Source organism: Chryseobacterium sp. Y16C (genome assembly GCF_022488405.1).
Classification (GTDB): domain Bacteria; phylum Bacteroidota; class Bacteroidia; order Flavobacteriales; family Weeksellaceae; genus Chryseobacterium; species Chryseobacterium geocarposphaerae.
In genome coordinates this window covers 851,258-863,947 of record NZ_CP092711.1, presented here as the reverse complement: position 1 = coordinate 863,947, position 12,690 = coordinate 851,258, and the positions used below count along the sequence as shown (strand labels likewise).

Sequence of the window (12,690 nt, the reverse complement as noted above, 5' to 3'; positions counted from 1 at the left end):
TTTAATATAAATTTTATTTTTAATAAATTCGTTCACTTTTATTTTAAGCGAAAAATTCATAACTTTGGGTTAGATGCAAATTTAGCAATAGAAAATTAGATGAGCGCAAAAAAAGCCAATTTATCAGGCGAATTGAAAAAATATTTCGGGTTTTCTACTTTTAAAGGACAACAAGAGCAAATTATAGAAAACCTGTTGAATGGGAAGGATATATTTGTGTTGATGCCTACAGGAGGAGGAAAATCCTTATGTTATCAGCTTCCGGCACTTATTTCGGAAGGTACGGCAATAGTAGTTTCGCCGTTAATAGCGTTAATGAAAAACCAGGTAGATGCAGTGAACGGACTTTCATCTGATGATGGAGTAGCCCATGTTCTTAATTCATCTTTAAATAAGACACAGACCAAACAGGTCTTTGATGATATTAAAAGCGGTAAAACCAAACTTCTTTATGTCGCTCCTGAATCTTTAATTAAAGAGGATTATTTGGACTTTTTGAAAGAAGTGAAAATTTCTTTCTTTGCTATAGATGAAGCCCACTGTATCTCAGAATGGGGACATGATTTCAGACCGGAATACCGAAATTTGAAATCTATTATCGATAAAATTGCAGATGTTCCTGTAATTGCTTTAACTGCAACTGCAACGCCTAAAGTTCAGGATGATATCCAGAAGACTTTGGGAATGAGCAGCGCTTTGGTCTTTAAAGAAAGTTTCAACAGACCGAATCTTTACTATGAAGTACAACCCAAAGTAAATGTAGATAAGGAGATTGTTAAATTCATTAATCAGCACAAAGGAAAATCAGGAATTGTGTACTGTTTAAGCCGAAGAAAAGTGGAAGAATTTGCACAGCTTTTGCAGGTAAACGGAATCAATGCTTTGCCTTATCATGCTGGTCTTGATCAGAAAATAAGAGTCGCCAATCAGGATAAATTCCTGATGGAAGAAGTGGATGTGATTGTAGCGACAATTGCTTTTGGAATGGGAATCGATAAACCGGATGTTCGTTTTGTGATTCATTATGATTTTCCGAAATCTTTAGAAAGCTATTATCAGGAAACAGGACGTGCAGGAAGAGATGGAGGAGAAGGACATTGTCTGGCGTTCTATGATCCTAAAGATATTGAAAAGTTAGAAAAGTTTTTAGCTCAAAAGCCTGTTTCTGAACGAGAAATCGGGTTGCAGCTTCTGAATGAAGTGGTAGGTTATGCCGAAACTTCAATGAGCAGAAGACAATATATTCTGTATTATTTTGGTGAGAACTTTGATCCGGTTAATGGGGAAGGCGCCAAAATGTGTGATAATTCATCGAATCCTCCAAAGCTGAAAGATGCTACAGATGACTTGAAAAAAGTACTGGAGCTTATTAAAGATACCGGAGAGAAATTCAAAGCAAAGGATCTAATTTCTGTAATTGCTGGAAAAGAAACAGCAGTGACAAAATCATATAAATTGGAGCAGAGTTCTTATTTCGGTTTTGGAAAACAAGAAAAGGATAATCACTGGAAAACTATTCTACGACAGGCAACGGTTCAGAATTTTCTGCAAAAGGATATTGAAACCTATGGCGTTTTAAAGATTGCTGAAAAAGGGAGACTGGTATTAGAAGGTAAATTAGAACATTCATTCTTAATTGCTGAAGACCGGGAATTCGATTTGACTCAGGCTAAAGCGGAGAGTGATCAGATTCAACAGCAATCCGGAGGCGGGTTAGATCAGAATTTATTTACGTTATTAAAAGATTTAAGAAAAAAAGTAGCCAAAAAACACGGAATTCCTCCTTACACAGTATTCATGGATCCGAGCTTGGAAGATATGACGGTTCAATACCCAATTACGGTTGAAGAAATTACGAAAATTTATGGAGTCGGTGAAGGGAAAGCTAAAAAGTATGGTAAAGAATTCGCTGATTTTATCAGTAAATATGTAGAAGATAACAATATCGAACGTACTCAAGATATGGTATTGAAGCAGGTGGCTAATAAATCCAGTCATAAGGTTTTCATTATTCAGAGTACTGATAAAAAAATTGATCTTGAAGATATTGCAAGAGCCAAAAATCTTTCGATGGATGAATTGTTGAAAGAAATGGAACGTATTGTTTATCAGGGAACAAAATTGAACATCGATTATTATATTGAAGATAATTTTGATGAAGATATTGTAGACGGCTTCATGGAATTTATGAATGAATCCGAAAGTGACAGCATGAAGGTTTTGCTTGATGAATTCGGAGATGAGCTTTCTGATGAAGAAGTGAGAATGTTGAGAATAAAATTCATCAGCGACGTTGCTAATTAAAATGAAGAAATATTTAAAATATACGCTTTATATTATTCTTTTTTTAATAGGATCTTATATAATGATATTTTATGTTTTTAATTTTTTAGTAGCTTGGTATGTTCAGGGAAGAAAATAAAATAATATTAAAGAAACTCCTCTATAGAAGAGTTTCTTTTCTTTTAAAAACAAACCTTGGTATAAATAATATACATAAATTTTGTCATTCCGTAGGAATCTTAACATGGATCTTTTAATTCAATTCTTCTGATACTATATTGAGATTCCTACGGAATGACAAACTAACTAAATAAAAAAATTAAAAATCATTAATTATAAGTTAGAATCAAAGGTTACCAAAACTTTTTACTAATTTTACATTGATGAAAAAGATTTCTGTCATATTTATTCTGCCGGATTTGGAAACCGGGGGTGCAGAAAGAATCATTACCACCATTGCGAACCATCTTTCCAGGGATAAGTTCGAACCTAAAATATTGCTTTTACGCAAACAAGGTGGCTATCTTAATTTCCTTAAGAAAGATGTTGAAATTATTGATGTAGATACAGAAAGAATCCGACACTCATTAAAGCCGATTCTAAGAGAAATCTATCGTAGAAAGCCGGATATAGTATTTTCCGGTTTTGGAGAAGTAAATGCTTATTTATCGCTGTTTATCAAGCTTTTTCCGAGAACAAAATTTATTGCAAGAGAAACGAATGTGGTTTCCCATCATATTACCAGAAAAGAAATCAAATTCTTCTATAGCTTTTACAACAATTATCAACAAATCATTGCGCAGAGTGATGATATGAAGAAAGATCTGATCGATAATTTCAACGTTAGGGAAAAGAAAATCATTAAAATCAATAATCCTGTCGATTTTGATTTTATTGAAGGAAAGCTGGCTCTTTCAAATAGACCGGAGTGCTTTAAATATAATTACAAAAACGTTGTAGCGATCGGCAATTTATCGGAAAGAAAAGGCTTTGATAATCTGTTGAAAGTATTTTCAAGACTTAAAAATGAAAATATTTTATTACATATTTTGGGAGATGGGAAAGACCGGGAAATCCTGCATCAGATGAAAGAGTTTTTAGACTTAAAAAAAGTTATTTTTCATGGAAGACAGGAGAATCCCTACCAGTTTCTGAAGTTTGCGGATCTTTTTATCCTCTCTTCAAGATATGAAGGCTTTCCGAATGTTTTATTAGAAGCTGGTGCGTGTGGAACGTATTCTTTGGCTAATAATTGTCCCGGAGGAATCAATGAAATTATTCAGAACCGAATCAATGGTGAAGTTTCTGATATTGAAAATCATGATGATTTCTCACAGAAAATCGTTCAGATTTTACATGAAAGTTATGACAGCAGTTCCATTAAGAATTCTATTAAATCCAGATTTTCAAAAGAAATTATTATGGATAAATATGAGAAGGTTTTGCTGGATCTAATGAAATAGAAAGCTAGACTTGTCTCATGGAGTCTTATTTTCTTACATTTGATGCCATTAATCTTATCTAATCAATATTTCTAATGAATAAAATTCAGAAATTGGGTTGCTCTTGTGAAAAGCCTAACTCGAACTATACGGAATACAGAAGTTCTGAATTAGGTATAGATCATACTAACGGAAGATATGGAGAAGTAACGATTCAGCAATGTAAGCTTTGTCAAAGAATCTGGATTCATTATTTTGTGGAATATGAGCATTATTCTAAATCAGGAAGATGGTACAAAGGAATTGTTTCTAAAAAGGATAGACCAAACATTACCCCGGAAAATGCCGTAGAATATCTTGAAAGTCTTGAATGGTATGTGTATGGCGGTTCCTTTTTTGAGAGTATGGGAGAGTTTGGGCAAGGAAAACTGAATGTGTAACATTTTATAAATGTTTCGACTTCATGACATTCTAGTACTAACTGCTTTTAAAAAGTAACGTTGTCATGCTGAACCAAGTCGAAGCATTTTAGTTAACTTAACAATAACTTCAAAATTGACAAATCTCACTTTCTCACGTGGTAATTAATCGTTAAATTTGTAAGAAGTAAGAAAGTTAATAATAAACAAATTCATAAAATAACATGAGTCAATTCGATGTTACCGTAATCGGTTCTGGTCCTGGAGGTTATGTTGCCGCAATCCGTGCTGCACAATTAGGTTTCACAACAGCAATTATTGAAAAATATCCTACTTTAGGAGGAACTTGCCTTAATGTTGGGTGTATTCCGTCAAAAGCGCTTTTGGATAGCTCTGAACATTTTGAAAATGCAAAGCACAATTTCGCAAGTCACGGAATCATTATCAATGAGCCTCAGGCAGATATCGCAAGAATGATCGAGCGTAAAAATGAGGTGGTAAAACAAAATACAGACGGAATCAATTACCTGATGAACAAAAACAAAATCACTGTTTTTGAAGGAGTTGGAAGCTTCGAATCTGCAACTCAGATCAAAGTAACGAAAAACGACGGTTCTACTGAAACGATCGAATCTAAATATACCATCATTGCAACAGGTTCTAAACCATCTACTTTACCTTTCATCACTTTAGATAAAGAAAGAGTAATTACTTCTACAGAAGCTTTAAATCTTAAGGAAATTCCTAAGCATTTGGTAGTGATCGGTGGTGGAGTTATCGGTCTTGAATTAGGTTCTGTTTATTTAAGATTAGGAGCTCAGGTAACTGTGGTTGAGTTTATGGATAAAATCATCCCTGGAATGGATGGAGCTTTAAGTAAAGAATTAACTAAAGTTCTTAAAAAGCAAGGAATGAAATTCATGCTTTCTACAGCAGTTTCTGCAGTGGAAAGAAACGGAGATACTGTAAAAATTACTGCCAAAGATAAAAAAGGAGAAGAGGTAACTGTTGAAGGAGATTATTGTTTGGTTTCTGTAGGTAGAAAACCTTATACTGAAGGTCTTGGACTGGAGAAAGCGGGTGTTGAGCTTGACGAAAGAGGAAGAGTAAAGGTAAACGATCATCTTCAGACTAACGTTGCTAATATCTATGCGATCGGAGACGTTATCAAAGGAGCAATGTTGGCTCACAAAGCTGAAGAAGAAGGAGTTTTCGTTGCTGAAACATTGGCAGGACAAAAACCTCACATCAATTATAATTTAATTCCGGGAGTTGTTTATACTTGGCCTGAAGTTGCAGGGGTTGGTAAAACTGAAGAGCAAGTGAAAGAAGAGGGGGTAGCTTACAAGGTAGGATCTTTCCCTATGAGAGCTTTAGGAAGAAGCCGTGCAAGTGGCGATGTGGACGGTTTGGTTAAAATCATTGCAGATGAAAAAACGGATGAGGTTTTAGGAATGCACATTGTAGGAGCAAGAGCTGCAGACCTTATTGCAGAAGGAGTTATTGCAATGGAATTCCGTGCAAGTGCTGAAGATATTGCAAGAAGTTCTCACGCTCACCCGACTTATGCAGAAGCAATTAAAGAAGCTGCATTGGATGCTACAGCGAAAAGACCTATTCATATGTAATTGAAAAATAATCCTATTATACAAAAAGAGAAACCATAATTATGGTTTCTCTTTTTTTGGCATAAAAATGGAGATTGTAAATTAAAAAGATACTTATGAAAAATATTTTTATCGGTTTTATGTTTCTTATAGGAATTCATTCATTTGCACAAGAAGCAGGAAAAGTAGGGGAGCTTTTAAAAAACGAAGCCTCAAAAACAGAGATAGAATCTCCAAATACTAGAAGAAGTGAGGCTAGAATTAACAATAATTCAGGTTTTAGAAATCAGGACCAAAATAATGAATCTGGTTTTAAAAACTCAGGATATCAATGGAATGTAGATTATGGCTATTCTGAAGTTTTTCTTAGAATTCCGGAGCAGGGAATATTTAGTGTAGAATTAGGTGATCAGTTTATGGCTAACAATTCTGGAAAATTCAGATTTTTTGATCTGCCATCCGGAAGAATTCCGATTTCTATTTACGAAAACGGTTATTTATTATACAGAACCACTTTAAATGTCCGTAATAACAGCAGATTAGTCCTTGATTTTTTTACCAATAAAGGTTTGTATCTTTTAGATTCTTATCCTGTTCAAAATCAGTCTTACGGTTTTAATAACTGGAACGATGTCTGGAATAATCCTTATGGAAATCAGGGGAATAATTGGAATAATGGAGGGAATTATGCTAATGTTATGGATAACAGTTCTTTCGGCGATTTCCTTTCTATGCTTCAGAGAAATGCAAGATTTGACGATGACAGACTTTCCATGATAAGACAGCAGATGCGTACAACCATGTTTACATCCCAACAGATACAGGCTTTGGTAAAGGAAATGAGTTTTGATAAAAATAAATTGTCTTTGGCAAAATCTATATTTAATAATTGTGTTGACAAGCATAAATATTTTATAGTTTGTGATGCATTTGATTTTGAAAGTAGCAAACGGGAGTTGATGGATTTTGTAGCAAAATCTTAAATATTAATACCAACAAAAAAGAGAAGCTTAAAACCTCTCTTTTTTTGTTAATAAATGGTATAAGTAAAACTTAAGATTACTCTTTTGCCGCATCCTGAGGTTGATCTTCCGAAATAAAAATCCCTAAACCATATTTTTGATTTAAGTATCTTTTGATATCAGGACTGGAATTGGTAACCCATTCTATCATATAGATTTTACTGGTGTCAATATCTAATTTTTTATGATAATTATTAAGTGACTCTACGGTAATCTTATGTAGAAAGTCAAAATCTTCCGGGGTATGATTATTATAAACAAAATGTTCAGGCTCATATTTGGCAGCTAAAACTTTGTCACAGGAATCCTGAATATCACGATGGGTTTTAATGTAATACTCTCCAAAAGTTTTGTTTTTTGAATCCAGCTGATCCAAAAATTGATTGAAAACAAGCAAAGTATCTTGGTGAAGATTTATTTTTGAAATTACAGTATTTCGGAATTCATCGTTGATTTTTGGTGTTTTTGAGCAGGAAATGACTACGAGTGTAACGAAAAGAGTGGAAATAATTGATTTTGGTATTGTCATATTGATATTTTTATAAAACTAGTATTATTTTTCTTTACAAGTGTTATTTTTTTTTAAATTAACTTTTAAAACAGCTTATTGAAGATATCTGTAACACCTATGAATTATAAATAGATTAAAATACTCAAATTTCCGTACCTTTGTGAGCTAATTTTATCATACATGCAACCCGGAAAAACTCAGACTTTAAAAATTTCAGACAAAAACAATTCAGGATGGATCCTAACGGATGAATCTGGTGAAAAAGCTTTTTTACCTAAAATTTTTGTTCAGGATGAAAAAGAAATTGGTGATGAAATGGAGGTTTTCGTTTATCAGGACGACCATAAACTGAAAGCAACTACAGAAATTCCTCTGGCTGAAGTTGGAGAGTTTGCAGTAATGAGTTGTGTACAAAGTCTGCCAAGTGGCGCTTTTATGGATTGGGGAATCATCAAAGATTTGTTTATTCCTTACAAACAGCAAAAAACTAAAATTGTTGAAAGCAAAAGATATTTAGTTTACATTTATGTAGATGAAGATCTGGATTTAATTACAGGAACAACAAAATTCAAGAGAAACCCTCAGTATCAGGATTTGCCTTTTAAAAAAGGAGATAAGGTTGATCTGATCATGATGAATGAAAGTGAACTGGGCTGGAATGTGGTTATCAATAAAAAGTATATCGGATTAATCTACAGTTCGGATGTTTTCAAAAAATTATATCCTTTATCTGAAGAATCAGGATATATTAAAGAAATCAGGGAAGACGGAAAAATTGATGTTTCTTTACAGCCTCAGGGTTTTGAAAATATAGATGAGTTTAAAAAGAAAATTTTAGACAAATTAGAAGAAAACTATGGATTGCTTTATCTTTCGGATAAGTCTACTCCCGAAGAGATTAAAGAGGAGGTTCAGATGAGTAAAAAGAATTTCAAAAAGGCAATTGGAGGATTGTATAAAGATAAGATTATCGATATTGAAGAGGATAAAATTAAATTACTTTAATTTAATTTAATTTAATTTAATTATTTGTAATAGCCACAACTTTATCTGACAGTTAGGGGTTAAAAATAATTGTCAGTTATCCAATATTGTCCTTACTTCCACCTCCTTGCTCATACAATTCTTTAAATCTATAAAAACTGTCTCGGGAATATCCCATCACCTTACAGGCTTTGGATACGTTTCCTAAATGTTGTGCTAATTCAAGTACGCCTAACTTGTTTTTGATGATCTTTTGTTGTGTTGTCATAATACTTAATCTGTTTTAAAGTTATTTAATTTGATTATAACTGTCAGATTAAGTATTGACTAATTCAAATTAGTTATTGTAAAAATAAAAAAGCGAGCAGAAATTTCTGCTCGCTTTTTTGTTATTCCCTGTTCTTAATTAGTACCCAACCATTATAAATTCTACCATCGGAAACTTTTATGATATACCAGTACGTTCCTGTCGGAAGTTGATTTCCATTTTGTTTTCCATCCCATATTAAAGGTTTTTTAGTAATTGTTTCTTTGAAAACAAGAAGACCTTTCCGGTCATAAACACTTACTTCGGATCCTGAATAATTATCTAAGCCTGCGATTTTCCATTTATCATTATACCCATCTCCGTCTGGAGTAAAAGTATTGGGAATGTTAAAAATAGAGAAAGATTTTTGACCAATAACACATCCTTCTTTTGTTCTTACATACACAATATATTCTCCCATATTTAAGTTCGAGAAAATATTGGAATCTTGCCAGGATGAATTGTCGAGTGAATATTCAAAATTTCCTGTTGCTGAAAGAATGACGGTTGCTGTATTATTGGAGATATTAACCGAAACAATCTCAGGTAAAATTGTATAGCTTACCAAAGTATTGTCTGTATCCTGACATCCGAAATTATTAGTTACAGTGACTGAATAATTTCCAGGCGTAGAAACTGTTATTGTCTGGGTTGTTGCTCCGGTATTCCATACATAAGATGTATATCCACTTCCTGCATCTAAAACAATACTTTTCCCCTTACAGAAGTCTATTTTTTCAGGAAGATTCAGTCCAGGTTTAGGATTGAGTGTTATACTTAATCTTACAATTTTAAAGCATCCGTCCGGAGTGGAAACTTTTACAAAAACTGCATTCTGACCAATATTTAAAACATAGTTTAACGGATTTGAAATTACATTTCCTGCAGTATCTGTATAAGTAAATATATAAGCTGCAGGATTGGCAATAATGTTACCTTGATATGAAGTCAGATCTGCAACCATAGAATTTCCTATTGTGGTATTGCATAAAGTTACAGAATATGCATTTGCCGGGACGTTGTTGTTAGAAAGAGTCACAGAAATTGCCAGTTTTTCCGATTCACAATTATTCAATGTCTGCGTGACAAAATAGGTAGTACCATGAACAAGTGGAGTTGTTAATGGTAATATATTTCCGGCGGCATCGTAAAATTGTAAAGCAGTTCCGGAAACGATTAGGTTAGTTAATTTTGGAGCTGCTGAAGAACAAAAATCTTGAGCGGTATTTCCCGAAGGCTTCGGAGTTTCATTTATCGTTACCTGAATAGATACTTTATTACTCTCACATCCATTGATAGTTTGAGAAGCATAATAAGTTTGTCCATTTACTAAAGCTGTTGTTGGAGTTAAAATATTTCCAGCCGCATCATACCATTTTATATTTTGACCTGTAATTTGAAGGTCTGAAATTTTTGGATTGTTGGTTTTACAGAATATCTGTTGCGTATTTATGGTAGTTGGGGGTGCAGGAGCGGTTACAATTACAGTTTGATTTTGTGTTGTTGTATTTCCGTTTCCATCATTATAAATCCAATGAATGATATAAGTTCCGGGAAGAGAATATGACAATGGATCTGTTGTTGTTGCATTGATGGTTCCTACGCAATTATCCGTTGCGGTTGGGATAGTTGAAATTGTAGTGTGACAATCTCCCGTAATATCTGGGAGTGTTGTGGTATTTGGAATAGGAGGAATACTATCTCCAACGACTACGTTTACACTGAAAGTTCCGTCACAAGCTCCCGATCCTGTGATTTGACATGTGTAGGTTCCCGTATTAGCTATCGAAGCATTTGGAATTATTGGATTTTGCTGGTTAGACGTAAATCCGTTTGGACCTGTCCAACTGTACATTGTACCACCGGAAGCATTTAATTGTATGTTTGAATTGATACAAACGGGAGAGTTTGATGTTGCTGAAATTCCAGCAGCACAATCATAGAATTTTGCGAAATTATTATTTATCTGTGCACCTCCCAAAATGTATATATTATTTGCTCGAGCATAAATAGAATTGATTGTAAGATAGTAATAGGTACCCCAAGTTTGATTTCCTGTAGTGTTAAATTTAGTAAAAAAACCGGAATAATATCCTCCATTATTAGTGGGAAGGAAAGCGTTTGTTGTAGCTATATTGATATTGTTTGAGGTTCTTCCACCAAACAAAATATTATTATTGTCATCTATAGAAATACAATATGAAACATCATCATCAACGTTAATATTTGTTGTTGCTCCAAAATATGTACCCCAGATTTGCGTTCCATTTGGATTAAATTTTGTGAGGTATATGTCGTTTCCTGTTTGGCCTGTATAGGCAGGCTGATGAGTTCCTGAAGTTGCAATTTTTTCTTGTGCATTAGTATTACCTAATAAAATAATATTTCCATCTTGATCTATTTTCAAATCCGAAACTCTAGAAAAGCCTTCATTCATATTATGTAAAATTCCATACCAATTGCGTCCTCCATAATAAGTTCCCCATTGAAATTGAAAATTACTGTTTAATTTCCCTAAATATGTATTTCCTTCACCAATAATATTCTGCTGATGAGTTCCTGTTGTACCTGGTCCGCTAGTGTTATAATTTCTGTAGACATCTCCTGTTAAATATATATTACCTGAAGTATCCCGATCGATTTTTTTAATACCTTCTCTTAAATTGAAGTACGATCCGTAAAGCTGTTGGCCACTGGCAGAAAACTTAGCTATAAATGATGTTCCGTTTAAAATGTTTGAATTAGTAGGTATTTCAGCATTTGGAGTAGCGATGCCATCATTTCCTAAAGCTAAACCAGCTAATATTAAGTTTTCATTTGAATCTAAAACAATAGAGTTAATACTATCTCCATTATTTCCCCCGAAATACGTGCCCCAAATTCTAATTCCATTGTCATTGAATTTCATAATGAAACCATCAGTATTATCCATCGGATAATATTGGCTCACAAATGAAGAGTTAGTTTTGTGTGCACCTGGGGTTGTAATCGTGTTTGTTCCGTTTGTAGTATCTCTAGCATGACCAATTGCATAGATTTCATTATTTGAATTGACTACAATATCTTTTAGCATATTTGTACTGTCTCCATTATAATTATAATGATGATTTCCAATAAAAACACCCCATATTTTATTTCCTGAAGGATCAAACTTAGACACATAACCGTAGTTTTGTGAATAAGAATCCATAATCGTATAAGTATCTGTTGCAAAATTGTACTTTGCAATAGTAGTAAAACTGGTGTAAACTTCTTGGTTGTTATTTGCAAAAACCCTATAGTAGCTATTTGATTGGTAGACCCAATTGGGTAAATTTTTTATCCAAAGTGGAGTTGGGACGGGATCTATTATTAAAACTTTGTCATAATTATCTTTGCTTCCAATGAATCCATAAGTGTTGTCCTCAATCTGCCTGAATTTTATTTCTGTTTCTATCTTTGAGCTCGCATTAATTATCCAAGATTGAGGAATGTTTTCCTGCATTTCTCCAAAGCGGAGGTTCATTACAATTTTATCATCTTTTAGGTGGGTTTTTATACCATTAAATTTTAATTTAATGTCGGAAACTCTTCCTCCAGGACGAATAATAAAGTTATATTCAATTGGTTTCAATGTATCTTGTGGCTTGAAAAATACAAGATCAATATTGTTGTAAATATTTTTGTATGTAACTTTTTTATATCGATGAACATTAAGAACCCCTTCAGGTTTATCAGGAATTGTATAAAAATTTTCATAGTCAGGAGATTTTCCTTCGGCAATAATTTCAGAGTTATTATTTGAATGAAGTAATTCAATATCGACTCTGTGAAATTTGTATTTGAATTTTTTTTCTGATTCAGGTGTTGCTAATTTCAATTTTGCAGGATTATTTTGAGCGACCTCTTCTACTTGATATACATCATAAGAAAACCCGTTTTTCTTCAATTGAACATTTAAACCATTTGATAAAAATAAGTATTGAACATTTTTATTTTCCTTACCATCTTGATTTAAAATTTGTCCTTTATTTTCATAAAAATAATATTCATTATTCTTTTGAAGATTTTTCTGTCCAGACAAAAAAGCACAGCTAATTATTGAAAAAATAAATAAAATTTTTTTCATCATTACT

General features: G+C 33.2%; 8 protein-coding genes and 1 pseudogene. 6 read left to right on the top strand and 3 right to left on the bottom strand.

Annotated features, from left to right (window positions below; translation table 11 throughout):
• The first annotated feature begins 99 nt into the window (after nt 1–99).
• The 5 genes from recQ (at nt 100) to MKS83_RS03750 (ending at nt 6,734) form a co-directional block, all read left to right on the top strand.
• Entirely contained in the window at nt 100–2,304 is a 2,205-nt protein-coding gene (recQ, locus tag MKS83_RS03770) for a DNA helicase RecQ (RefSeq protein ID WP_240582026.1), read from the top strand.
• Nucleotides 2,305–2,666: 362 nt separating this feature from the next.
• Nucleotides 2,667–3,746, top strand: coding sequence for a glycosyltransferase (locus MKS83_RS03765; RefSeq protein ID WP_240582025.1), 1,080 nt, complete (start codon nt 2,667–2,669; stop codon nt 3,744–3,746).
• Between the two features lie 74 nt (nt 3,747–3,820).
• Nucleotides 3,821–4,165 (top strand): hypothetical protein, encoded by a 345-nt coding sequence (locus MKS83_RS03760; protein WP_100375796.1) that lies wholly within the window; start codon nt 3,821–3,823, stop codon nt 4,163–4,165.
• Nucleotides 4,166–4,368: 203 nt separating this feature from the next.
• The gene (gene lpdA / locus MKS83_RS03755; protein WP_240582024.1) at nt 4,369–5,772 is read left to right on the top strand and encodes a dihydrolipoyl dehydrogenase; all 1,404 of its coding nucleotides are present in this window, start codon (nt 4,369–4,371) and stop codon (nt 5,770–5,772) included.
• A gap of 95 nt (nt 5,773–5,867) precedes the next feature.
• Entirely contained in the window at nt 5,868–6,734 is an 867-nt protein-coding gene (locus MKS83_RS03750; protein WP_240582023.1) for a DUF4476 domain-containing protein, read from the top strand.
• A 76-nt stretch (nt 6,735–6,810) separates the two neighbouring features.
• On the opposite strand, the gene MKS83_RS03745 is transcribed toward MKS83_RS03750, so the two are convergent.
• Complete coding sequence (locus MKS83_RS03745; RefSeq protein ID WP_240582022.1) at nt 6,811–7,302, bottom strand: hypothetical protein; 492 nt, start codon at nt 7,300–7,302, stop codon at nt 6,811–6,813.
• Nucleotides 7,303–7,464: 162 nt separating this feature from the next.
• Here MKS83_RS03745 and MKS83_RS03740 point away from each other — a divergent pair, with 162 nt between their 5' ends.
• Entirely contained in the window at nt 7,465–8,289 is an 825-nt protein-coding gene (locus MKS83_RS03740) for a S1 RNA-binding domain-containing protein (RefSeq protein ID WP_240582021.1), read from the top strand.
• A 100-nt stretch (nt 8,290–8,389) separates the two neighbouring features.
• Here MKS83_RS03740 and MKS83_RS03735 read toward each other — a convergent pair.
• Together MKS83_RS03735 and MKS83_RS03730 are read right to left on the bottom strand one after the other, a co-directional pair.
• Nucleotides 8,390–8,536, bottom strand: a pseudogene (locus tag MKS83_RS03735) (helix-turn-helix domain-containing protein); the annotation flags it as partial.
• Nucleotides 8,537–8,657: 121 nt separating this feature from the next.
• Nucleotides 8,658–12,686 carry a T9SS type B sorting domain-containing protein gene (locus MKS83_RS03730; protein WP_240582020.1) on the bottom strand — a complete coding sequence of 1,343 codons (4,029 nt, stop codon included), beginning with the start codon at nt 12,684–12,686 and terminating at the stop codon, nt 8,658–8,660.
• Nucleotides 12,687–12,690 lie beyond the last annotated feature (4 nt).

Bases quoted from the DNA above. Each gene is read 5' to 3' on its own strand.
- MKS83_RS03745 (WP_240582022.1), bottom strand. From the start codon at position 7,302: ATGACAATACCAAAATCAATTATTTCCACTCTTTTCGTTACACTCGTA.
- MKS83_RS03740 (WP_240582021.1), top strand. From the start codon at position 7,465: ATGCAACCCGGAAAAACTCAGACTTTAAAAATTTCAGACAAAAACAAT.
- MKS83_RS03750 (WP_240582023.1), top strand. From the start codon at position 5,868: ATGAAAAATATTTTTATCGGTTTTATGTTTCTTATAGGAATTCATTCA.
- MKS83_RS03760 (WP_100375796.1), top strand. From the start codon at position 3,821: ATGAATAAAATTCAGAAATTGGGTTGCTCTTGTGAAAAGCCTAACTCG.
- recQ (WP_240582026.1), top strand. From the start codon at position 100: ATGAGCGCAAAAAAAGCCAATTTATCAGGCGAATTGAAAAAATATTTC.
- lpdA (WP_240582024.1), top strand. From the start codon at position 4,369: ATGAGTCAATTCGATGTTACCGTAATCGGTTCTGGTCCTGGAGGTTAT.
- MKS83_RS03730 (WP_240582020.1), bottom strand. From the start codon at position 12,686: ATGATGAAAAAAATTTTATTTATTTTTTCAATAATTAGCTGTGCTTTT.
- MKS83_RS03765 (WP_240582025.1), top strand. From the start codon at position 2,667: ATGAAAAAGATTTCTGTCATATTTATTCTGCCGGATTTGGAAACCGGG.